This window comes from Oerskovia sp. NPDC057915 (assembly GCF_042887685.1).
Taxonomy (GTDB): domain Bacteria; phylum Actinomycetota; class Actinomycetes; order Actinomycetales; family Cellulomonadaceae; genus Oerskovia.
The window spans coordinates 106,475-128,264 of the sequence record NZ_JBHVOS010000013.1 but is presented as its reverse complement, the minus strand read 5'-3'; the positions used below and the strand labels follow the sequence as shown (position 1 = coordinate 128,264).

Genomic DNA, 21,790 nt, shown 5'->3' with positions numbered 1-21,790 from the left:
GCCTGGTGGAACCTCGTCAACTGGGCCGACGCCGACGCACGCCTCACCCGCGCCCGCACCCAGGGCGAAGGCCTCATCATCCCCGCCTGACCCTCCGCGTCGCCCTACGGGCCGTACAGACCCCTTCCCGGGGTGTCTGTGCGGCCCGTTCGTGCGCGACGGACACGTGCGCGGTCCCGCCTGGCCACGCGCGGCTCGACGGGTGTCGATGCGCGCCGTCGTCCCGCCGGCCGGGGTCAGCCATGGACACCGCCGACGCATCGTCGGCGCCGCCAACGGGAGTCGAAGCCCCGGGAGCGAGAGCCGCGAGCACGCCGGCAGGCGGAGGCGGCAGGCGGAGGCGGCAGGCGGAGGCGGCAGGCGGAGGCGGCCCCGTGCCGTGAGGGTGTCCACGGACTGGCGAGAGGACGACGAACCATGGCCGTGGCCGAAGGGACGGACGTCTGGGCCAAGGGCGTCCTCGTCGCGTCGCAGGGGCGCCACGGGCTCTTCCTGGAGCACGAGACGGGTGGCCTCGACCAGGTGCCGCCCACGCTGGGCGCGTCGTGGGTGGTGGCACTCACGGGGTCCCGGCCCGGCCACGCCGCGCTCGGTGCCGTGGTGGAGGTTGCCGAGGTCTGGACCGGAGACGGGACCAGGGTCACCCGCGCGGCGGTACCGGGCTGTCCCGGTGACGAGGGAAGCGCGTCCGGCATGACCCCGCCCGTGGGCGCTCCGCGGCCGTCACGTTCTCCGACGTCCTCCTCGGCCCGAGTCCCCGTGCTCTCGCCGCGGCCCCCACTGTGCTCACGAACGCGAACGGGCCCCGCCTCCCGGAGGGAGACGGGGCCCGTCGTGTCGTGCGGTCGATCAGTGGGCGTGCTGTCCGCGAGAGAACTCGAAGACCCAGCCCACGAGGGCGATGGAGCCGAGGACGACACCGACCCCGAGGATCCACCAGCCGAGCGCGAGGCCCAGGAAGCAGATCGCGGCCGAGCCGGCGATGGCCAGCGGCCACCAGCTCCAGGGCGCGTACACGCCCTGGTCGCCGGCGCCCTGCTCGATGAGACCGTCCGGGTCGTCCTCGGGGCGCGAGTCGATGCGCTTGGCCGTGAGGGCCAGGTAGCCACCGATCATGGCCGCGAGCCCGAAGGTCAGGAACAGCGCTGCGGAACCGACCGGCTCCCAGTGGCTCCAGAACCCGTAGACGAGGGCCATCAGGAGGAAGAACGGGGCGAGGAAGAGGTGCAGCCTCGATTCGACCTTCACTTGCCGTCCTCCTTCTCGCCGTCGCGCGGCTCGTCGATGATCATCGTCGAGGACTTGGCGCTGGGGTGATCCTTGCCCTCGACGCGGTCCACGGCGACCTGCTGCTCACCGCGACGGTCTGCGTCGCCGTAGATCTGCTGCAGGACGTTCGGGTTGGGCTCCGCGTGGTCCATGGCGGCGACCTCGGGGTGGTGCAGGTCGAACGCGGGGCGCTCCGAGCGGATCCGGGGCAGCGACGTGAAGTTGTGCCGCGGCGGCGGGCAGGACGTCGCCCACTCGAGCGAGGCCCCGTAGCCCCACGGGTCGTCCACGGTGACCTTGGGCGCGTTGCGCCACGTCGTGTAGACGTTCCAGAGGAACGGCAGGGTCGAGGCGGCGAGGATGAACGCGCCGACCGTCGAGACCTGGTTCATCCACGTGAACCCCTCCTCCGGCATGTAGTCCGCGTAACGACGCGGCATGCCGGCGACACCCAGCCAGTGCTGGACGAGGAACGTGGCGTGGAAGCCGATGAAGAGCAGCCAGAAGTGGATCTTGCCGAGCTTCTCGTTGAGCATGCGCCCGGTGAACTTGGGCCACCAGAAGTAGAACCCGGCGAACATCGCGAAGACGACGGTGCCGAAGACCACGTAGTGGAAGTGCGCCACGACGAAGTACGAGTCGGAGAGGCTGAAGTCCAGCGCCGGGCTCGAGAGGATGACGCCCGTGAGACCACCGAAGAGGAAGGTCACGAGGAAGCCGATCGACCAGAGCATGGGCGTCTCGAACGTGAGCTTGCCGCGCCACATCGTGCCGATCCAGTTGAAGAACTTCACACCGGTCGGGACCGCGATGAGCATCGTCATGAACGCGAAGAACGGCAGCAGGACCGCGCCGGTGACGTACATGTGGTGGGCCCACACAGTCACGGACAGGGCGGCGATCGCGATCGTCGCGTAGACGAGTCCCTTGTAGCCGAAGATCGGCTTGCGGCTGAAGACCGGCAGGATCTCCGAGACGATGCCGAAGAACGGCAGCGCGATGATGTAGACCTCGGGGTGGCCGAAGAACCAGAAGAGGTGCTGCCAGAGGATGGCGCCACCGTTCTCCGGGTTGAAGATCTGCGCACCGAGACGGCGGTCCGCGCCGAGCGCGAACAGCGCGGCGGCCAGCGGGGGGAACGCCATCAGGACCAGGAGGCTCGTGACGAGCGTGTTCCAGGTGAAGATCGGCATGCGGAACATCGTCATGCCCGGGGCACGCATCGTGATAATCGTCGTGATGAAGTTGACGGCACCGAGGATGGTGCCGAACCCACCGAGCGCGAGCCCGAACACCCAGAGATCTCCACCGGCCCCTGGACTGAACGTGGTGTTCGACAGCGGCGCGTACGCGAACCATCCGAACGACGCGGCGCCCTGCGGCGTGAAGAACCCGGCCGAGGCGATGAGGCCACCGAAGAGGTAGAGCCAGAACGCGAACATGTTCAGTCGCGGGAAGGCGACGTCAGGCGCACCGATCTGCAGCGGCATGATGACGTTCGCGAAGCCCGCGAAGAGCGGGGTGGCGAACAGCAGCAGCATGATCGTGCCGTGCATCGTGAAGAGCTGGTTGTACTGCTCCTTGCTCTGCACGATCTGGATGCCGGGCTCGAAGAGCTCGGCACGGATCACGAGGGCCATGAGGCCGCCGATGCAGAAGAAGATGAACGACGCGATCAGGTACATGTACCCGATCGTCTTGTGGTCGGTCGAGGTGACCCACTTGATGACGGTTCGTCCGAGCGTCTGGCGCTTCGGGGCGAGACCAGGAATGACTTCGGCCTGCGCGACCATCAGTTCTCACCTTCCGTGACGACGGGGGGGTTCGGGTCCTGGAGGCGGTTCAGGTCGAGCCCGAGCTCGCCGGTCTGACCCTTGTCCTCGAGCTTCTGCATCTGCGCCTCGTACTCCTCGCGGGAGACCACGGCGACGTTGAAGAGCATGCCCGAGTGGTGCTCGCCGCAGAGCTCGGCGCACTTTCCTGCGTAGACGCCCTCACGCGTGGGCGTGAACTGCCACTCGTTGGTGCGCTCCGGGATCATGTCCATCTTGAAGAGGAACGCGGGGACCCAGAAGGAGTGGATGACGTCGCGGGAGTCGAGCGTGAACCGGACGACCTCGTTGACGGGCAGGTACAGCGTGGGGAGCGACGTCGCGGTGCCGGGGGCACCCTCGATCTCGTCCTCGGAACGGAGGTCTCCAACGTTGGCCTCGTGCTGGCCGGACTCGTAGACGTCGTCCGTGAGGTAGTTGAAGTCCCAGCTCCACTGCTTGCCGATGACCTGGATCTCGACGTCAGGCTCTGCGGAGAGGTCCTTGATCGCCGTCATGTCACGGTCGGTGTAGTAGAAGAGCACGAGCACCATGACGATCGGCACTGCCGTGTACATGATCTCTAGGGGCAGGTGGTAGCGCGTCTGCACGGGCAGGACGTGGTCGTCCTTGCGCTTGCGGTAGGCGGCCACGCACCACAGGATCAGTCCCCACGTGATGACGCCGACGATGAGTGCCGCGATCCAGGACCCGTTCCACAGCGATGTGATGCGGGCGGTCTGGTCGGTCACCTCACCGTCGGAGTATCCGGGGAGAAATCCGCGCTGAACGGTCTCACTGGCACAACCGGACGCCAAGGCTGCGACCGCGACGGCGGAAGCCGTCGCTCGCAGGATGGTTCGCCGTGTGCGGCTAGGGGATTGCGAGTGCAAGGGGGGCCTTTCACTTCAACGTTCGACAGGGGGGCTCGATCTTCTCCACGAGTTCCCCGCAGAACCTTCGTCCTCGACCCACAGAGCCTAGCGCGCAAATGCCCTCTCTGGCGCCGTCAACGCGGCTTCCGAGCGTGACGAATCCGCCAACTTCCCGCGAGATCCCGGGGTTCGGCACACCCTCGGCGCATCTGTCAGATCGTCGCTTCCCGCACACCCCGCGCTACGGTGCACGGTGTACGTCGCGCCCATGGCACATTCGGCGCGTCTGCAATGAAAGTTCGCCGATCGGCGGTTCGGGACCCCTCCCCCGGCCGCCTCGCACGCCCCCTGGAGCTCATGTGACCGACACCACGACACCCTCCCGTCGGGTCTACCTCGACAACGGAGGCCGGGCGGCCCTGCACCCCCTCGCGCGCACGGCCCTCGACCAGGCGGTCGACGACGGGTGGGCCGACCCCCGGCGCCTGTACGCCGAGGGGCGCCGGGCCGCCGTGCTCCTCGACGGGGCTCGCGAGGCGATCGCCGCCGGCCTCGGCGCCCGGACCGAGGAGGTCCACCTCGCGCCGTCGCACGTGACCGCCCTGCACGCCGCGGTGGGCGCGGTCGCGCTCGGGCGGCGCCGGACGGGACCGGGGATCGTCGTCTCCGCGGTCGAGCGGGCGGCCGTGCTGCACGCCGCCGAGCTCGCGGTCGCGTCCGCGGGCAGCCCTGACGCCCTCGTGAAGGTCCCGGTCGACGCGCGCGGCCGGGTCGACGAGGTCGCGATGACGGAAGCGGTCGCGAGCCCTCGGACGGCGCTCGCCGCGCTCCAGGTCGCGAACGGCGAGGTCGGCACCCTCCAGCCCGTCGCCGCGGTCCACGCGGCCGCCCGCCGTGCGGGGGTGCCGCTCCTCGTGGACGCGGGCGCCGCCGTCGGGCACGGGGAGGTGCCCGACGCCTGGGACCTCCTCGCCGCCGACCCCGCCGACTGGGGCGGCCCCGCGGGCGTGGGCGTGCTCGCGGTCCGCAACCGGGTCCGCTGGCGGCGCACCTGGCCCGAGGACGCCGAGCCGTGGTTCCCCGGCGGGGTCTCCGTGCCCGCCGCGTTCGCGGCCGCCGTGGCGCTCCAGTCGGTCCTGGCCGACCGCGCGGCGCAGGACGTCCGGCGCCGCGCGATCGTCGACAGGGTGCGCGCCGTCGTCGGGCAGATCCCCGACGTCGAGGTCGTGGGCGACCCCGACGACCGGCTCCCCCACGTCGTGACGTTCTCGTTCCTGTTCGTCGACGGCGAGGCGCTGGTGACCGAGCTCGACCGGGAGGGGTTCGCGGTCGGGTCGGGGTCGGCGTGCACGTCGAGCACGCTCGAGCCCAGCCACGTCCTGGCCGCCATGGGCGTCCTGACGCACGGCAACGTGCGCATCGCGCTCGACAGGTCCACCACCGAGGACGACGTCGACCGCTTCCTCGCGGTCCTGCCCGGGGCCGTCGCGCGCGTGCGCGCCTCGCTCGGGGTGAGCGGGCTGTGAGCGACGAGCCGGTCACGCTCGTGGACGCGCGCGGCCTGCGCTGCCCGCTGCCCGTCATCCGGCTCGCGGCCGCTGCGCGCGACCACGTCCCGGGCGACCTCCTGACGGTCTGGTCGACCGACCCCGCGGCCCGGCACGACGTCCCGGCCTGGGCGCGCATGCGCGGCCACACGGTCGTGGAGAGCACGGTCGTCGAGGAGACGGCGGAGCCCGGCGGGCAGAGCACGCCCGACGGCGGCACGACCTGGGCGGTCACCGTCCGCCTGGGTGCGTGACCGCAGAGCCCCCCGCGAACGCGGACGGCCCGGCCACCGCGAGGTGACCGGGCCGTCGTGGCTCCTGGTCGGCAGCCGGAGCTGCCGACGCGCGGATCAGCCGAACGAACCGCCGCACGCGCAGGCGCTGCCCGCGTTCGGGTTGTCGATCGTGAAGCCCTGCTTCTCGATCGTGTCGGCGAAGTCGATGGTCGCGCCGTCCAGGTAGGGGACGCTCATCTTGTCGACGACGACCTCGACACCGTCGTAGTCCTTGAGGGCGTCGCCGTCCAGGACACGCTCGTCGAAGTAGAGCTGGTAGATCAGGCCCGAGCAGCCGCCGGGCTGGACGGCGACGCGCAGACGCAGGTCGTCGCGGCCCTCCTGCTCGAGGAGGCTGCGGATCTTGCCGGCCGCGAAGTCCGTCAGCAGGACGCCGTGGGTGGCGGTCTCGGTGGTCTCGCTCATCGTGTTCTCCGCACAGTCTTCGGTGGGCTCTCGCCCCGTGGTGTGCCGTCGGTCTGCGGCTCCCGCTCCCGGGCAGGCCGATCGGTCCTCAGGCTTGTCGCATACCCGTCAACACGACGGGAGATGGTTCTGTTCCCGAGTGTACGACGACCGCGCTCACCTCTCGCTGCGGGCCCAGGTGCGGGCCACGCGAGCGACCCGGGCGCGTGCCGCGCTCGCGTCCGTGCCGAGCTCGTAGGCGCCGCTGATCCCCGCGGCGGCCTGCTCGCGCCGCCCGGCGAGGATCTCGCGCGCCAGCGCCACGACCGGGACCCCGAGCGCGGCGGCCCGGCGCGCGACCTCGGGCAGGGCGCCGTCGTGCGTCGTCGACGCGTCGAGCCGGTCGACGACCACCACAGCGACGTCGGCGGCCTCGACCCGCGCACCCAGCCCGACGACGTCCGCGACCAGCGACGTCCCGGGCAGCAGACGACCGCCGGCCGCGGCGATCCCGAAGCCCAGCCCCCCGCCCGCACCCGCGCCGGGCAGCCCGGTCAGTACCCGGCCGGCGGCCGCGCGCGCCGCGACCCCCGTGAGGCCACCGGCCGGGGCGAGCGACGCCGTCGGGCCGGAGGGGCCGGCGACGCCCGGGAGACCGGGAGGACCCGACAGCAGGTCGCGCCGCGCCGTGCCCTCCAGGGCACGCGTGACCTCGTGCGCGTAGTGGCCGTGCGCCCGCTCGAGCTCCTGGGCGAGCGGCGCGAGCGCAGGCTGCGCGAGCGCGAGCGCCCCGCTCGCCCCGTGCAGGCCAAGCAGCGGCAGGTCGGACTCGACCGCCCCGACGAGCTCGACGGACCGCAGCGCGTCCCGTGCGGACAGCGCGAGCGCGGCGTCCTCGGCGGTGACAGTTCCGAGCGCGGCCCCGCCGTGGGTCAGTGCCCCCGCCCAGGCCCCCGCGAGCGCCGCGAGCATCCCTGCCCCCGCGTCGTGCGCGCCGCTGTCCCCGGTCGCCACGACGACGCGCGACGCACGCCGGGCAGCGAGCTCGACCACCTGCCCGACGCCGTAGCTCGTCGCCGCGCCCAGCACACCACCGGAGGCGCTTCCGTGAGCAGGCGCGGGACGCAGGAGCGCGGCCTCGACGTAGGCCGTGCGCGCCCCGGTCGCCGACGGAGGGCCGAGCCGGAACGTCACGGGCACGTCCTGGCCGCCCGCGCCGCGCGCGACGACGGCGACCTGCTCAGGGGCGTGCGCCGCGAGCGCGCGCAGGAAACCGGCCGCTCCCGGGTTCAGGACGCACGGGTCCACGTCGCCACGCGCCGTGGCCGTCCAGGTCTCGGCGACCAGGGTGCACACGTCCTCGGCGGGCAGGATCCCGTCCGACAGGGCGAGCGGTTCCGCGGCAGCGACAAGGAGGTGCATGCCGCGATTGTGCCAGGCCGTCCACCCCGGCAGGGCTGCTCGACGGACCGACCGTTGTGCGACGATGGTCCCGTGAGCACCCTGTTGGACAGCGCCTTCGCGGAACCTGCCCCCTCCCCCCTCCTGCTCCTCGGACAGGGCCGGGACCTGGCCTCCGAGCGAGGAGTCGAGTGCACCGGCGAGCTGCCGGCGGCCAGCGACCCCGACCTCGTCGAACGTGCCCGCGCGGCCCGCGCCGCGCTCGGCTCGCGTGCCTTCGTCCTGGGCCACCACTACCAGCGCGACGAGGTCATCGACTTCGCGGACGTGACGGGCGACTCGTTCAAGCTCGCGCGCGAGGCAGCGGCCCGCCCCGAGGCCGAGTTCATCCTGTTCTGCGGCGTGCACTTCATGGCCGAGAGCGCGGACATCCTCACCACGGACGCCCAGCAGGTCGTCCTGCCGGACCTCGCGGCGGGCTGCTCGATGGCCGACATGGCCGCGATCAACCAGGTCGAGGACGCGTGGGAGGTCCTCCAGGACGCCGGGATCGCCGACGTCACGCTCCCCGTGACGTACATGAACTCGACCGCCGCGATCAAGGCCTTCACGGGTCGGCACGGCGGGACCATCTGCACGTCCTCGAACGCCGAGGTCGCGCTGCGGTGGGCGTTCGATCAGGTGGGCGGTGTGGACGGCACGGGCAAGGTCCTCTTCATGCCCGACCAGCACCTGGGACGCAACACCGCGCTCCGGGGGCTCGGCATGTCCCCCGCGGACTGCGTGGTCTTCGACCCCCGCAAGCCGAACGGTGGCCTGACCGACGCCGAGCTGCGCGACGCGCGCATGATCCTGTGGCGCGGGCACTGCTCGGTGCACGGCCGCTTCTCCGAGCGCAACGTGACCGACATCCGCGCCGCGGTGCCGGGCATCAACGTCCTCGTGCACCCCGAGTGCAAGAACGAGGTCGTCGAGGCCGCGGACTACGTCGGGTCGACCGAGTACATCATCAAGATGCTCGACGCCGCCGAGCCCGGCTCGTCCTGGGCGATCGGCACCGAGCTCAACCTGGTGCGGCGCGTCGCCCGCGCGCACCCGGACAAGCAGGTGCACTACCTCGACTCGACCGTCTGCTTCTGCTCGACGATGAACCGCATCGACCTGCCGCACCTCGTGTGGGCCATGGAGTCCCTCGTCGCCGGGCGCACGGTCAACCGCATCGTGGTCGACCCCGACGACGCCCACTGGGCGCGCGTCGCGCTCGACCAGATGCTCGCCCTGCCGGGGCTGTAGGACCACGCGTCGGGTCTGCCACCGCGAGGTGGCGGACCCGACGCTCGCACCATCGCATCGACCCTCGGGGGTGGCGGATGACGACCGGGAACGGTTTGAGCGTCGGGATCTTCGTGTTCGACGGCGCCGAGGAGCTCAACGTCGCGGGCCCCTACGAGGTGTTCACGACGTGGCGCGAGCGCTCGGCCCTCAAGCCACGGGTCTCGACGTTCTCGTGGGACGGGCGCGGGGTACGGCTCGCGCAGGGCCTGCACATGGTCCCCGACGGGTCGCCCGACGACGTCGACCCGTTCCAGGTCCTCGTGCACCCCGGGGGGCCCGGTGTCCAGCGGCTCGTCGGGGATCCGACGCACCTCGCCTGGCTGCACGCCGTGCGGGCCCGGACCCCGCTCCTGGCGAGCGTGTGCACGGGTTCGCTCGCGTTCGCAGCGGCGGGCCTGCTCGCGGGGCGACCGGCGACGACCCACTGGGACCACGTCGACGAGCTCGCCCGCCTCGACCCCAGCATCCTCGTCGACACCGAGACCCGGTTCGTCGACGACGGCGACGTGGTCACCTCGGCCGGGGTGTCGGCCGGGATCGACATGGCGCTGCACCTCGTCGAACGGCTCGAGAACGCCGAGGTGGCCGAGGAGGTTCGGCGCGCCCTGCAGTACGAGGGCTGAGACGTCGCCCCGCGCCACGACCGCCCGGGGTCAGGCGCTCGCGCGCTCCTCGTAGCGACCCGAGCGGTGCGCCCACCGGTCGAAGAAGACCGTGAGGAACGGCGGCAGCGTCGCGGCGAGCGCGAAGAAGACCGTCAGGAGCGACCAGCGCTGGCGGACGGCCACGACGAGCGCGAGCGCGACGTAGGCGACGACCAGACCGCCGTGGACGGGGCCGAAGATCTTGACGCCGATCTCGGACGCCTCGGCGATCCACTTGACGTACATCCCCACGAGCAGACCGGCCCAGGAGAAGGCCTCGGCGATCGCGACCACGCGGAACGCGCGGACGGTCCAGTGGTGGGAGGTGGTGGGCCTCGTCGGGGACGCGGCCGGGGCTTCGGGAGCGGGGCCTGCGTCGGGCGAGGCGTCGGGGACGGGGGCGGCGGTTCGGGAAGTCACGGGGGTCATCCTCACACGGCTCCCCGGGCGGGCCGAACCGCCGGCGGGTCCTCGTCCGCCCGCCCTCGCGACCTGCGATACCTGATACCGCCCGTGCTCGGTAGTAGCCTGCGACGGTGACCCGACAGATCCAGCTCACGATCGCCAGCACCCTGCCGCGCAAGGCCGTCCCCGGCCGTGGGGTGCTCGACCCCTCCGTGACCCGCATGCGCGTGCGTCCCGGCGACCTCGACTTCTACCTGCACGTGAACAACGGCGTGTACCTGCAGATGATGGACGTGGCCCGCAGCAACTTCCTCGCCGACCTCGGGGCCTTCGGTCTCCTGCGCGACAAGGGCTGGTACCCCGTGGTGGCCTCGTCGACCATGAAGTACCGCCGCTCGCTCCAGCTCTGGGACCGCTTCGAGATCACGACGCGCGTCCTCGGGTGGGACGAGCGCGTCGTCTACCTCGAGCAGGTCTTCACGCGCGGCGGCGACCTCTGCGCACGCGGCCTCGTCGCGGGCCGGTTCCTCTCGAAGGCGGGTGAGCGCATCCCGGGGCCCGACGTCGTCGCTCTCCTGGGCACCTCGACCGTGAGCCCCGAGCTGCCGGTCGACGTGCGCGACTGGGCCCAGGCCGTGGACGTCGCCGCGCGCTGAGGCCACGCCGCCCTACGCTGCGGGCCATGACCGACGAGGTGCTCGAGCACGCCCTGCTGCACGTGGTCCCCGGCCAGGAGGCCGCCTTCGAGGAGGCCTTCGACGAGGCGCGGACGATCATCTCCGCGACGCCCGGCTTCGGTGGACTCTCGGTGTCGCGGTGCGTCGAGCGCCCCTCGACGTACCTGCTGCTCGTGCGCTGGGACAACCTCGAGGCGCACACCGAGGGCTTCCGCGGCTCGCCCGGGTACGAGCGGTGGAGGGCGATGCTGCACCACTTCTACGAGCCGTTCCCGGTCGTCGAGCACTACCGCGAGGTCAGCGTCACCCCTGGGCCGCCAACCACGACCTGACGTCCTCGAGCTGGGCGAGGACCGTCGTCAGGTCCTGCGTGAGGTGCTGCCCCCGGGCGGAGGCCACGCACCGGTCCACCTCGTCGACCATGCGCCGGGCGGTCTCCACGTCGTCGAGCCGGACGGCCAGCTCGGCACGGAAGGCCTGGGCCTCGACCCGGGCGCGGGCCGGGGCCCCCAGGTCCCCGGCGTCCGCGTCGCGGCGCAGCGCACCGTCGAGGACCTTCACCGCCTGCCCGACGTCGCCGCGCGAGTCCGCCTGGACCACCGCGTTGGCCACGGCGAGCAGCAGGCGCGACTCCCCCGGCGAGCCGTCCAGGCGACCGGCGCCCTCGCCCGAGGGCTCTCCGGACGTCCGGTCCGCCGACGAGCTCGCTCCGGGCTCGGCGGTACCGCCCGTCCCCGTCCCCGCCTGCTCGGGCCGCCGCACGACCCGCAACCAGTTCCCCGCCGGGTCCACGAGGCTGAACCCGCTCAGCCCACCCGCGTTCGCCCGACGACGAGGCCGCGTGATGCGCGGGAAACCGCTCAGCGGCAGCTTCCCGTACACCGCGCGCAGCCCGGCGGCCCACGCCTCGTACAGCGGCTCGGTGTCGTCGACCACGACCAGGCACGAGCTGTACGAGTCCTCGGGGCGGAACCCGTCCATCCCGAAGTAGTGCAGGTCGATGCCGTCGCGGCGCAGCGCGAGGTACGGGTTGGGCCGGGTCTGCCGGTGGGTCACCTCGAACCCGAGCGCCACGGCGAAGTCGTGGATCTCGTCGATCGACGCGCACGGCAGCAGGGGGACCATCGTCTCGTTCGCCATGCCCCTATCCCACCACCCCGGGCGCGCGACGACCACGGACCGAGGCGACGCCCGCGCTCGGGCGGGCGCGCCGTCGGGCACCTGCCCCGCGGTGGGCGGCGACCGCTCGGCCCGCGCCAGAGGCGGACACCACCGGGGCGCGGTCGTACCGCTCTCCTCTAAGGGCGCGCCGGTCTCCGCAGGTCGTGACCTCTCTGTTCAGGCCGCGACCGCTCTGCCCTCGTCAGGCCGCGACCGTCTGAGCGATCCGGACCAGGTTGCCCGACGGGTCCCGGAACGCGCAGTCGCGCGGACCCCAGTCCTGGTCCATGGGCTCCTGCAGGACCTCGGCGCCCGACGCCCGGACGGTCTCGAAGAGCGCGTCGACGTCGTCGGTCGCGAACACGAGGATCGGCAGGACGCCCTTGATCATGAGCTCCTGGAGCGCGTCGCCGTCGGCCTGCGAGCGACCCGCGTGCGGAGCCGAGAGCACGATGCCCAGCCCGGGCTGCGCGTCCGACCCGAGCGTGACCCAGCGGAACCCCTCCGAGCCCACGTCGTTGTGCACCTTGAGCCCGAGCGCGTCGCTGTAGAAGGCGATCGACTCGTCGACGTCGTTGACGGTGATGTTGCAGAACTTCAGTGAGATGGTCATGTTCGCGACTCTAGGACGGGCCTCGCGCGCCCGCTTCTCCGATCCTGCTCGATGCACCGGCCCCCTCGAGGCCCGGTGCCGCTCAGCGCGCCGTCGTCCCGGCGGCTGCGTCGGCGCTGCGCGCCGGCCGCGTCAGGACCTGGGCCACGCACGGCGGCATGGCCTTGACCGCGGCGTGCTCGCGGCTGCGGTACGCCGACGGCGTCTCGCCCACGATCTCGGTGAACTTCGAGCTGAACGAGCCGAGCGACGTACACCCGACCGTCATGCACGCGTCCGTGACGCTCGCACCGCCCCGCAGCAGGGCCATGGCCCGCTCGATCCGGCGCGTCATGAGGTAGCAGTACGGCGTCTCCCCGTACGCCGCCCGGAACCGGCGCGAGAAGTGCGCGGGAGACATGAGGGCCTTGCGGGCCATCGTCGGGACGTCGAGCGGTGCCGCGTAGTCCCGGTCCATGAGGTCCCGGGCGCGGCGCAGCAGCACGAGCTCCTCGATCTCCTGCGGGGTCATGCTCCGAACGTAGCACCGGGATCTCCGGCTGCCGAGGACGGGCTTGCGGTCGTCATCGAGCCGACGGCGACCGCAAGCCCGTCCTCGGCGACGACTCAGCCCTGCGCGAGCCTCGTCAGCAGGAGCGCCTCGGCCAGCACGACCTTCTCGAGCTCGCCGAGGTGCACCGACTCGTTCGCACCATGCGCGCGCGAGTCGGGGTCCTCGACCCCCGTCACGAGGATCGCCGCGTCGGGGAAGACGTCGAGCAGGTCAGCGATGAACGGGATCGAGCCGCCGATGCCGATGTCGACCGGTGCCGTGCCCCACGACGTCTCGAACGCCCAGCGCGCGGCCTGCATCGCGGACGAGTCGGTCGGCGCCTGGAACGGCTTGCCCGTCTCGCCGTCGTGCACCGTGACCTGCGCACCGAACGGCGCGTTCGACTCGAGGTGCGCGCGCAGCGCCGCGAGCGCGGCCGCCGGGTCCTGGCCGGGCGCGATGCGCAGCGAGAGCTTCGCCGTCGCGCGCGGGGTCAGCGTGTTGGACGCGTGCGCGACGCTCGGTGCGTCGATCCCGATGACCGACAGCGCAGGCTTGGTCCACAGGCGACCCGTCAGCGTCCCCTCGCCCGCGAGGCGGACGCCGTCGAGCACCGAGGAGTCCGCGCGGAAGTCCGCCTCCTCGTAGTCGACGGTCGGGTCCGGTGCGGAGACCAGGCCCTCGACCGCGACGTTGCCCCGCTCGTCGTGGAGCGTGGCGATCAGGCGCGAGAGCAGCGTGAGCGCGTCGAGCACCGGGCCGCCGAACATGCCCGAGTGCACCGCGTGACCCAGCACCGCGACCTCGACGTCGCAGTCGACCAGGCCGCGCAGGCTCGTGGTGAGGCCCGGGACGCCGACCTTCCAGTTCGCGGAGTCCGCGACGACGATCACGTCGGCCGCGAGCAGGTCCTTGTGCTGGTTCAGGAACGGCAGGAAGCTCGGCGACCCGACCTCCTCCTCGCCCTCGACGAAGACCGTCACGCCGATCGGCAGGTCGCCCAGCGCGGACAGCGCCCGCAGCGCGCCCACGTGGGCCACGATCCCGGCCTTGTCGTCGGCCGCACCGCGACCGAACAGACGACCGTCGACCTCGGTCGGGACGAACGGGTCCGTGTCCCACGCGGCCGCGTCGCCCGGGGGCTGCACGTCGTGGTGCGCGTAGAGCAGGACCGTCGGGGCGCCCTCCGGGGCCGGGCGGCGCGCGACGACCGCGGGCGCACCGAGCGGACCCGCGACGCCCGTCGCGTGCAGGACCTGCACCTCGGGCATCCCCGCACCGCGCAGGAGCTCGGCCACGGCCTCGGCGCTCGCCGCGACGTGCGCCTGGTCGAACGCGGAGTTGGACACGGACGGGATGCGCACGAGCGCCTCGAGGTCCTCGCGCAGCGCGGGGAAGAGCTCGGCGACCCGGGCGCGCAGGTGAGCGACGTCGTCGGGCTCGGAAAGGGTGCTGGTTCCAGGTGTGCTGTTCACCCGGGCAACGCTACCCGCCGCTACGCCCCCGCTCCTGCCCGCCGCACGTGACGAGGCAGCCCCCGTCCTCGACTACGCTGGACCTGTGTTCTCACGCAACAAGTCCTCCGCGCCCTCGTCGAACGACGCCCCCGATCCCGTTGCCGCCGCAGCCGAGATCGAGAAGGCAGGCAAGGGCAGGCCGACGCCCAAGCGCAAGGTCGCCGAGGCCGCGAACAAGCGACCGCTCGTGCCCTCGGACCGCAAGTCCGCGGCCAAGACCGCGCGCCAGCAGCAGCGTGACGCACGCGACCGCCAGTTCCAGGCCATGCAGACGGGCGACGAGCGCTACATGCCCGCCCGCGACAAGGGCCCGGTCAAGCGCTACGTGCGCGACTACGTGGACGCCCGCTGGAACCTGGGCGAGTTCTTCCTGCCCGTCGCGCTGGTCTTCATCGTCCTGACGTTCGTGTTCTCCCAGAACCTGAACATGGCGACGATCATCATCTTCGTGCTCTACGGGATCGTGCTCATCACGATCATCGACGCGTTCATCATGTGGCGCTCGCTCAAGAAGCGCCTGATCGCGAAGTTCGGGCCCGACTCCCCCAAGGGCAACGCGATGTACGCCGTGATGCGCGCCTTCCAGCTGCGCCGCGCACGTCTGCCCAAGCCCATGCACAAGAAGCACGGCAGCTTCCCCGCATAGCCGCTCACGTCCGGTCCGCCGGACGGACCGCAGTTCCCCGAGGTGCCCCGGGCAACTTAGTGTTGTCCCCATGCCCAACTACCGCTTCCTCGGCAACTCCGGCCTCAAGATCTCCGAGATCACCTACGGCAACTGGCTCACCCACGGCTCGCAGGTCGAGAACGACGTCGCCACCCAGTGCGTCCACGCCGCGCTCGACGCCGGCATCACCACGTTCGACACCGCGGACGTCTACGCGAACACCAAGGCCGAGCAGGTCCTCGGCGACGCCCTCAAGGGACAGCGCCGCGAGTCCCTCGAGATCTTCACCAAGGTCTACTGGCCCACGGGCCCCGGCGGCGCCAACGACTCGGGCCTGTCCCGCAAGCACGTCATGGAGTCGATCAACGGCTCGCTGACACGCCTCGGCACCGACTACGTCGACCTCTACCAGGCGCACCGCTTCGACCACTCGACCCCGCTCGAGGAGACGATGCAGGCGTTCGCCGACATCGTCCGCCAGGGCAAGGCCCTCTACATCGGCGTGAGCGAGTGGACCGCCGACCAGATCCGCGCGGGCCACGCCCTCTCGAAGGAGCTCGGCTTCCAGCTCATCTCGTCCCAGCCCCAGTACTCGATGCTGTGGCGCGTCATCGAGGACGAGGTCGTCCCGACCTCGCGCGAGCTGGGCCTGTCCCAGATCGTCTGGTCCCCCGTCGCGCAGGGCGTCCTGAGCGGCAAGTACCTGCCGGGCCAGCCCGCCCCCGCGGGCTCGCGCGCCACCGACGCCAACGGCTCGCGCTTCATCCAGCAGTTCATGACCGAGGACGTCCTGACCCGCGTCCAGCAGCTGGGGGCCGTCGCCGACGAGCTGGGTCTCACGCAGGCGCAGCTCGCGGTCGCGTGGGTCCTGCAGAACGACAACGTCGCGGCCGCCCTCATCGGCGCCTCGCGCCCCGAGCAGGTCGCCGAGAACGTCAAGGCGTCCGGCGTGGTCATCCCCGCCGAGCTCATGGCGAAGATCGACGAGATCCTCGGCGACGTCGTCGAGCGCGACGCCGGCAAGACCGCAGCGGGAGCCCCCGGGCCTCGCTGACCCCGTCCCCACGGTCGGCGGGCTCAGGCCCGACCCGCTGACGACGACCCCGGGTGCTCACCGAGCGTCCGGGGTCGTCGTCGTCCTGCCGACCGGTTGGCCGGTGCGCGCCACACCCTGGCCCCACAGGACCCCCTGCCCCGGCCTACCGTGGCCGGATGGCTTCCCCCTGCTTCCCGGCCCGCGTCGTCACGGCGACGCGCATCACGCCGCACATGGTCCGTGTCCACCTCGAGGTCGTCGGTGACTGGAGGTGGACGACCGACGGTCAGGGAGACGAGCGCATCGACCTCGCCTTCCCGGTCCCTGGCGAGACCGTCGCGGAGATCGACTTCTTCAACCAGGACGACTACGGGGTCGTGCCCGTCGAGGGCACCGAGCCCCCGTGGCGCCACTACACGGCCCGCCGGGTCCACGACGAGGGTCGGACGATCGTGATCGACCTCGCGGTGCACGCGGGCGGCCTCGCGTCCGACTGGGCCGAGCGCGCCGAGCCGGGCCACGTCCTCGGCGTGTTCGCGGGGGGCGAGTCGCGCAGCTACTACGACGCTCCCGCCGACGCCGAGTGGCGGCTGCTCGTCGCCGACCCGACCGGTCTGCCCGGGCTCGGGCGCATCGTGGAGGAGCTCCCGCCGGGCGGCGTCGCGCACGCGATCGTGGAGGTGCCCACGCCCGAGGACCGTCAGGAGCTCGAGACGCGTGGCGACGTGACCTACACCTGGCTCGTGACCCCGCAGGGCGAGCGCCCGGGCGCCGCGCTCGTCGAGGCCGTGCGCGCCCTGCCGGTCCTGCAGACCCCGGGCTACGCGTGGGTCGCGTGCGAGAGCGCCGCGAGCCGCGACATCCGCCGCACGCTGCGGTCCGCGTGGGGCATGGCGCGCGACCGCCACCAGGTCGTCGGGTACTGGACCGCCGGGGCGGTCAACGTCCGCGCGGACCGCGACGACGCGGACGCGCACGACCACGACCACGACCACGACCACGACCACGACCACGACCACGAGGATCGTCTGGAGCGGTCGCAGCACTAGGCCGCGGGCCGTCCGCGGGCCGCCTGCCCGGCGTCCGTCCGTACGGCGGCCGCCCGCCCTGGCTGCCCGACGGCGGAGCGCACCCTTGCGCCCGGGTGCGCTCCGCCGTCGGGCCTGGAGACCGCCGAGTGTGCACTTCAGGCTGCCCAGAGCAGCCCCGGACGACCCGAACTGCACACTCGACGACCGACCGGCCGCGCGGGCCCGGCCTACGCCGCGTTCGGCTCGGGCTCGCCCGGGACCTCGCCCTGGCCGCCTGCGGCCGGCGCTCCACCGGCCTCCCCCGACCCCTCCCCCGGGGCGCCGTGCCCGGGGAGGTGAGCGGCGCCGTCGGGCTGGGGCACGGGGAAGGGCACGACCGCCGGGCGCAGGTGCGGTGCGAGCCACCGCGCCGCGACCTGGACGACAGGACCCACTCCCAGCGCATACAGGACCGTCGCCCAGCCGAGCGTCACACCGAGCACGAAGCCGATCGCGACCACGAGCACCTCGATCGCCGTCTTGACCCGCCGCACGGGCCAGCCCGTGCGACCGACGAGCCCCGTCATGAGGCCGTCGCGCGGGCCAGGACCCAGGCGCGCCCCGAGGTAGGCCGCGGTCGCGACGCCGTTGAGGAGCACGCCCGCGACCGCGAGCGCCACGCGTCCGGCCGTGGAGGGGTCCGGGTCGATGCGCTCGAGCAGCAGGAGGAACGGGTCGAGGGTCGCGCCGATCACGACGATGTTGGCGATCGTGCCGATCCCGGGACGCTGGCGCAGCGGGATCCACAGCAGCATGACGACGACGCTCGACGCGACGACCACGACCCCGAGCGCGAGCCCGGAGCGCAGGGCCACGCCCTGGTGGAAGACGTCCCACGGCATGGCGCCCATGCCCGAGTGGATGAGCATGGCCATGGTCAGGGAGAAGCCGAACAGTCCGAGCGTGAGCTGGACGGTGCGGCGCAGGGGGCTGAAGGTCGTGGACACTCCCCCACTCTGCACCCGCAGTGGACTGGTGATCCATAGCCAATTCGGGAAGAGTGGCCTCATGGCCACCTCGCTCGCCACGTCCCCCGGGCCCGCTGCCCCGGCCCATCCCCCCGTGCACCGGCGCCTGTCCGCCCCCGCGCTCGCCGCGCTCGTCGCCGGGTGGCAGTCCGGCGGGCCCGCGTACGCCGCGCTCGCCGACGCCGTCCGCGGCGCGGTCCTGTCCGGTACCGTCGCCCCGCACACCCGGCTGCCGAGCGAGCGGGACCTCGCCGGGGCGCTCGGCGTCTCCCGGACGACCACGGCCGCGGCCTACGCGGCCCTGCGCGAGCGCGGGTTCGTCACGAGCCGCACGGGGGTCGGGACGGTCGCCGTCCTGCCCCGGCCCACGCGCCGCGCCCAGCCGCAGTGGTGCGGCGGCGACGCGCCCGTGCCGACGGGCGTCGAGCCGCCCGAGGACCTCGTCGACCTGGGGCAGGCCGCCCCCGCCGCCCCGCCCCAGCTCCACGCGGCCTACGGTCGCGCGCTCGAAGCCCTCCCCGGCTACCTGTCGGGCCGCGGGTACGAGCCGCTCGGCCTCCAGCCCCTGCGTGAGGCCGTCGCGCAGCGGCTCACCGAGCGCGGCACGCCCACGACCCCGGACCAGGTCCTCGTGACCACGGGCGCGCAGCACGCGATCTCGACGCTCGCCCAGTCGCTCCTGCGCCCGCGCGACCGCGTCGTGGTCCAGTCCCCCACGTACGCGCACGGCATCGAGGCGATGGTCGCGCGCGGGGCTCGCGTCGTCGGGTTCCCCGTGGGCGCGGGCCTGCCGGGCGACGGCCCGGGGTTCGACGTCGCCCTGTTCGAGTCGACCGTGCGCGCGGCGACCCCGCGGCTGGCGTACCTGGTCCCCGACTTCCACAACCCGACGGGCTACAGCCTCACGCCCGACGAGCGCGCCGAGGTCCGGCGCATCGCGCTGCGGCACCGGGTCACGGTCGTCGGTGACGAGACGCTCACCGACATCGCGCTCGACGGCCCCGCGCCCGAGCCCCTCGCGGGCGACGGTTCCGCGACGAGCCACCTGCTCACCGTGGGGTCGGCCTCCAAGACGTTCTGGGGCGGGCTGCGCGTGGGCTGGGTCCGGGCGCACCCCGACGTCGTCGCGCACCTCGCGCGCGTCCGCGGCTCGAGCGACATCGCGACGTCGGTCCTCGAGCAGCTCGCGGTCGTCGAGCTGCTCGCGCGGCGCGACGAGGTCCTCGCCGGACGCCTGCCCCTCCTGCGCTCGCAGCGCGACCTCCTGCGCTCGACGGTCACTGCCGCGATCCCCTCGTGGCACGTGACCGCGCCCGCGGGCGGGCTCTCGCTGTGGGTCGACCTGGGACGCCCGCTCGCGCACGCACTGGCGGCGGCCGCCGCGGTGCGGGGCCTGGTCGTCAACCCGGGCCCGTCGCTCACGCCCGACGGCGCCGCGACCTCCCGCGTCCGGCTCACGTTCGCGCCCGACGCCGAGGCGATCCGCCGTGCCGTGCCGCGACTGGTGGCGGCGTGGGAGCACGTGGCGGGCTAGCGCCCGGGCTTGTGGTGCTCGGCGCCGCGTCGATGCCGCGGCGGCCGGTCCTCGGTGCCGACATCGTCGAGCGTGCAGTTCGGGTCGTCCCCAGGCTCGATCGACAGCCCGAACTGCACACTCGGCGACGTCGCCCGGTTCAGCCCACACCGCGCGGCAGCGCTACGCCGTGCGCAGCTCCACGGTCGCCGTGGCCTGTGCCCCGTCGTTGAGGAGCCGCGCCGCGGCCGCTCCCTGCGCGGCGAGCTCACGCCACGTCTCGCCGAGCCACTGCTCGGCGTCGTACTGGTTGGTGAACGCCGGGCTCACGGGCGTCGTGAGGGCGCGCCCGTCCGCGTCGTCGAGCTCCCACACCCACTGGGGTCGGATCATCGTGCGCCTCCACCTCGGGTCCCCCGGGCCGTGTCACGTACCAGGGACCGGTTGATGCTCGCGGCCCAGAACGGGCCGTTGTAGATCATGCCGGTGTAACCCTGCACGAGGTCGGCGCCGGCCGCCAGGTAGGCGCGCGCGTCGTCGGCGGTCGAGATGCCGCCCACACCGACGATCGTGACGTCCGGGCCGAGGCGACCGCGGAGGCGGGCGACGACGTCGAGCCCCCGCGCGAGCAGCGGCGGGCCAGAGAGCCCGCCGGGGCCCAGGTCGTGCCCGATCGTCGTGTTGACCGCGACGACGCCGTCGAGGCCGAGCTCGAGCGCGAGGTCGGCGACCGCGTCGACGTCCTCGTCCGCGAGGTCCGGGGCGATCTTGACGAGCAGCGGGATGCGTCGGGCACCGGCCGCACGCGTGGCGTCGTCGGCAGCCTCACGGACCGCCTGGAGGATGGGGCGCAGCGCCTCGGTCGACTGCAGGTCGCGCAGGCCCGGGGTGTTGGGCGACGAGACGTTGACGACGAGGTAGTCGGCGTGCGGCGCGAGGAGCGCGGCGCTCGTCGCGTAGTCGCCCGCGGCGTCCTCGGCCGGGGTGACCTTGGTCTTGCCGATGTTTGCGCCGATCAGGATCGCTCGACCCGACGCCGACCGCCGCAGGGCCTCGAGGCGCTGCGCCGCGGCCGCGGCGCCCTCGTTGTTGAAGCCCATCCGGTTGCGGATGCCGCGCATCGACAGCTCGCGCCACATGCGCGGCTTCTCGTTGCCGGGCTGGGCGTGCGCCGTCACGGTGCCGATCTCGATGAACGCGAAGCCCAGCATCGTGAGCCCACGGATCGCCTTGGCGTTCTTGTCGAACCCGCCCGCGAGGCCGAACGGCGCCGGGAACGTACGGCCGAGCGCCTCGACGCTGCCGGGGCCGTTCGCGCCGCGGCCCAGGTACGGGGCCGCGGCCCCCTGGATCACGCCACCCACGACGGGCGTGCGACCCGCGAGGGAGATGACCGGGAACACCACCTCGTGCGCCTTCTCAGGGTCCATGTGCTTGAAGACGCCGTTGAAGAGGAGGGAGTACAGCCGGCTCATGCGGTTTCCTTCGGTTCGGTGGTGGAGGTCCGGGGCGGGCGCGTGCGCCACAGCCAGGTGAGGCCCACGACCGGCAGGACCAGCGGCACGAACCCGTAGCCGATCCCGAAGTCGGACCACACCGTGGGCTTCGGGAACGCCGCGGGGTCGAGCAGGGACCAGGCCCCGACGGCGAGCACGCCCACGAGCTCGACCGTCACGGCGGTCCATGCCACGGTCCGCGACGTCGACGACCCGCGAGCGAGCGCGATCGTCGCCACGATGTAGACCACGGCCGCGAGCGCCGAGAGCCCGTAGGCGACGGGGGCCTCGTGCCAGTCGCGCAGGAGCTGGATCGAGGCCCGTGCGGTCGCGGAGATCGCGAAGATCCCGTAGACGAGGACCAGCACGCGGCCGAACCCGCTGCCGGTCCGGCGGGGGGCGTCGGGTGCGCCCTGCATGGCGGGGCCGGCGGGGGCCTCCGCTACGTCGGGAGCGCTCTGGCCGTCCGGGGCGCCTAGCGCGGCGGGTGCGTCGGAGGAGCCCGACGGCGGCGCGCCCGTCGCCGGGTCGGGTGCGGTCTCGGGGTTCTCGGGGTGGGTCACGCCATCTCTC

The 21,790-nt window shown here is 72.8% G+C and carries 24 protein-coding genes; 10 read left to right on the top strand and 14 right to left on the bottom strand.

Annotation, left to right across the window (positions count from 1 at the left end; all coding sequences use genetic code 11):
* Nucleotides 1–849: 849 nt before the first annotated feature.
* From ACFVQ3_RS10770 to coxB, 3 genes are read right to left on the bottom strand one after another with little or no spacing between them, the layout of a single operon-like run.
* Entirely contained in the window at nt 850–1,248 is a 399-nt protein-coding gene (locus ACFVQ3_RS10770) for a cytochrome c oxidase subunit 4 (protein WP_387638553.1), read from the bottom strand.
* Nucleotides 1,245–3,062: a cytochrome c oxidase subunit I gene (gene ctaD, locus ACFVQ3_RS10765; protein WP_387638550.1), complete on the bottom strand. Its 1,818-nt coding sequence runs from the start codon at nt 3,060–3,062 to the stop codon at nt 1,245–1,247. Before ctaD ends, ACFVQ3_RS10770 begins: the two co-directional genes overlap by 4 nt.
* Nucleotides 3,062–3,973, bottom strand: a complete 912-nt coding sequence (gene coxB / locus ACFVQ3_RS10760; RefSeq protein ID WP_387638548.1) for a cytochrome c oxidase subunit II — start codon at nt 3,971–3,973, stop codon at nt 3,062–3,064. Before coxB ends, ctaD begins: the two co-directional genes overlap by 1 nt.
* A gap of 341 nt (nt 3,974–4,314) precedes the next feature.
* Between coxB and ACFVQ3_RS10755 the strand changes: the two genes are divergently transcribed.
* Complete coding sequence (locus ACFVQ3_RS10755) at nt 4,315–5,481, top strand: cysteine desulfurase family protein (protein ID WP_387638545.1); 1,167 nt, start codon at nt 4,315–4,317, stop codon at nt 5,479–5,481.
* Nucleotides 5,478–5,756, top strand: a complete 279-nt coding sequence (locus ACFVQ3_RS10750; protein ID WP_387638542.1) for a sulfurtransferase TusA family protein — start codon at nt 5,478–5,480, stop codon at nt 5,754–5,756. Before ACFVQ3_RS10755 ends, ACFVQ3_RS10750 begins: the two co-directional genes overlap by 4 nt.
* Before the next feature lie 96 nt (nt 5,757–5,852).
* Here ACFVQ3_RS10750 and ACFVQ3_RS10745 read toward each other — a convergent pair whose 3' ends face one another.
* Nucleotides 5,853–6,203, bottom strand: coding sequence for an iron-sulfur cluster assembly accessory protein (locus tag ACFVQ3_RS10745; RefSeq protein ID WP_030153043.1), 351 nt, complete (start codon nt 6,201–6,203; stop codon nt 5,853–5,855).
* 156 nt (nt 6,204–6,359) lie between these two features.
* Nucleotides 6,360–7,604 carry a glycerate kinase gene (locus tag ACFVQ3_RS10740; protein ID WP_387638539.1) on the bottom strand — a complete coding sequence of 415 codons (1,245 nt, stop codon included), beginning with the start codon at nt 7,602–7,604 and terminating at the stop codon, nt 6,360–6,362.
* Nucleotides 7,605–7,676: 72 nt separating this feature from the next.
* Between ACFVQ3_RS10740 and nadA the strand changes: the two genes are divergently transcribed.
* Together nadA and ACFVQ3_RS10730 are read left to right on the top strand one after the other, a co-directional pair.
* On the top strand, nt 7,677–8,876 hold the full coding sequence (nadA, locus tag ACFVQ3_RS10735) for a quinolinate synthase NadA (protein WP_387638536.1): 1,200 nt from the start codon (nt 7,677–7,679) through the stop codon (nt 8,874–8,876).
* 77 nt (nt 8,877–8,953) lie between these two features.
* Complete coding sequence (locus tag ACFVQ3_RS10730) at nt 8,954–9,541, top strand: DJ-1/PfpI family protein (RefSeq protein ID WP_387638533.1); 588 nt, start codon at nt 8,954–8,956, stop codon at nt 9,539–9,541.
* A gap of 30 nt (nt 9,542–9,571) precedes the next feature.
* On the opposite strand, the gene ACFVQ3_RS10725 is transcribed toward ACFVQ3_RS10730, so the two are convergent.
* Nucleotides 9,572–9,982, bottom strand: coding sequence for a DUF3817 domain-containing protein (locus tag ACFVQ3_RS10725; RefSeq protein ID WP_387638530.1), 411 nt, complete (start codon nt 9,980–9,982; stop codon nt 9,572–9,574).
* Nucleotides 9,983–10,098: 116 nt separating this feature from the next.
* Here ACFVQ3_RS10725 and ACFVQ3_RS10720 point away from each other — a divergent pair, with 116 nt between their 5' ends.
* Nucleotides 10,099–10,623 (top strand): acyl-CoA thioesterase, encoded by a 525-nt coding sequence (locus ACFVQ3_RS10720; RefSeq protein WP_387638528.1) that lies wholly within the window; start codon nt 10,099–10,101, stop codon nt 10,621–10,623.
* A gap of 26 nt (nt 10,624–10,649) precedes the next feature.
* A complete protein-coding gene (locus ACFVQ3_RS10715) occupies nt 10,650–10,976 on the top strand; it encodes an antibiotic biosynthesis monooxygenase family protein (RefSeq protein WP_387638525.1) in 327 nt (108 codons plus the stop codon).
* Here the strand turns inward: ACFVQ3_RS10715 and ACFVQ3_RS10710 are convergent.
* From ACFVQ3_RS10710 to ACFVQ3_RS10695, 4 genes are all read right to left on the bottom strand, one after another.
* On the bottom strand, nt 10,948–11,784 hold the full coding sequence (locus tag ACFVQ3_RS10710; RefSeq protein ID WP_387638523.1) for a hypothetical protein: 837 nt from the start codon (nt 11,782–11,784) through the stop codon (nt 10,948–10,950). The genes ACFVQ3_RS10715 and ACFVQ3_RS10710 overlap by 29 nt on opposite strands.
* A 223-nt stretch (nt 11,785–12,007) precedes the next feature.
* Nucleotides 12,008–12,418, bottom strand: a complete 411-nt coding sequence (locus ACFVQ3_RS10705) for a VOC family protein (RefSeq protein ID WP_387638520.1) — start codon at nt 12,416–12,418, stop codon at nt 12,008–12,010.
* 82 nt (nt 12,419–12,500) lie between these two features.
* Nucleotides 12,501–12,929 carry a helix-turn-helix transcriptional regulator gene (locus ACFVQ3_RS10700; RefSeq protein WP_387638518.1) on the bottom strand — a complete coding sequence of 143 codons (429 nt, stop codon included), beginning with the start codon at nt 12,927–12,929 and terminating at the stop codon, nt 12,501–12,503.
* 95 nt (nt 12,930–13,024) lie between these two features.
* Nucleotides 13,025–14,425 (bottom strand): dipeptidase, encoded by a 1,401-nt coding sequence (locus ACFVQ3_RS10695; protein WP_387638515.1) that lies wholly within the window; start codon nt 14,423–14,425, stop codon nt 13,025–13,027.
* A gap of 85 nt (nt 14,426–14,510) precedes the next feature.
* Between ACFVQ3_RS10695 and ACFVQ3_RS10690 the strand changes: the two genes are divergently transcribed.
* The 3 genes from ACFVQ3_RS10690 (at nt 14,511) to ACFVQ3_RS10680 (ending at nt 17,219) form a co-directional block, all read left to right on the top strand.
* A complete protein-coding gene (locus ACFVQ3_RS10690; RefSeq protein ID WP_387638512.1) occupies nt 14,511–15,113 on the top strand; it encodes a DUF3043 domain-containing protein in 603 nt (200 codons plus the stop codon).
* Between the two features lie 70 nt (nt 15,114–15,183).
* Complete coding sequence (locus ACFVQ3_RS10685; protein ID WP_387638509.1) at nt 15,184–16,188, top strand: aldo/keto reductase family protein; 1,005 nt, start codon at nt 15,184–15,186, stop codon at nt 16,186–16,188.
* A gap of 158 nt (nt 16,189–16,346) precedes the next feature.
* A complete protein-coding gene (locus ACFVQ3_RS10680) occupies nt 16,347–17,219 on the top strand; it encodes a siderophore-interacting protein (protein ID WP_387638506.1) in 873 nt (290 codons plus the stop codon).
* Between the two features lie 209 nt (nt 17,220–17,428).
* On the opposite strand, the gene ACFVQ3_RS10675 is transcribed toward ACFVQ3_RS10680, so the two are convergent.
* Nucleotides 17,429–18,187: a YitT family protein gene (locus ACFVQ3_RS10675; RefSeq protein WP_387638504.1), complete on the bottom strand. Its 759-nt coding sequence runs from the start codon at nt 18,185–18,187 to the stop codon at nt 17,429–17,431.
* A 61-nt stretch (nt 18,188–18,248) separates the two neighbouring features.
* Between ACFVQ3_RS10675 and ACFVQ3_RS10670 the strand changes: the two genes are divergently transcribed.
* Complete coding sequence (locus tag ACFVQ3_RS10670) at nt 18,249–19,742, top strand: PLP-dependent aminotransferase family protein (RefSeq protein ID WP_387638501.1); 1,494 nt, start codon at nt 18,249–18,251, stop codon at nt 19,740–19,742.
* 162 nt (nt 19,743–19,904) lie between these two features.
* Here the strand turns inward: ACFVQ3_RS10670 and ACFVQ3_RS10665 are convergent, their stop codons facing one another.
* The 3 genes from ACFVQ3_RS10665 to ACFVQ3_RS10655 are packed head-to-tail and all read right to left on the bottom strand — an operon-like array spanning nt 19,905 to nt 21,780.
* Nucleotides 19,905–20,114 (bottom strand): hypothetical protein, encoded by a 210-nt coding sequence (locus tag ACFVQ3_RS10665; RefSeq protein WP_387638498.1) that lies wholly within the window; start codon nt 20,112–20,114, stop codon nt 19,905–19,907.
* Complete coding sequence (locus ACFVQ3_RS10660) at nt 20,111–21,196, bottom strand: quinone-dependent dihydroorotate dehydrogenase (RefSeq protein ID WP_387638496.1); 1,086 nt, start codon at nt 21,194–21,196, stop codon at nt 20,111–20,113. Before ACFVQ3_RS10660 ends, ACFVQ3_RS10665 begins: the two co-directional genes overlap by 4 nt.
* A complete protein-coding gene (locus ACFVQ3_RS10655; RefSeq protein WP_387638494.1) occupies nt 21,193–21,780 on the bottom strand; it encodes a hypothetical protein in 588 nt (195 codons plus the stop codon). The genes ACFVQ3_RS10660 and ACFVQ3_RS10655 overlap by 4 nt, the downstream gene beginning before the upstream one ends.
* Between the last annotated feature and the right edge of the window lie 10 nt (nt 21,781–21,790).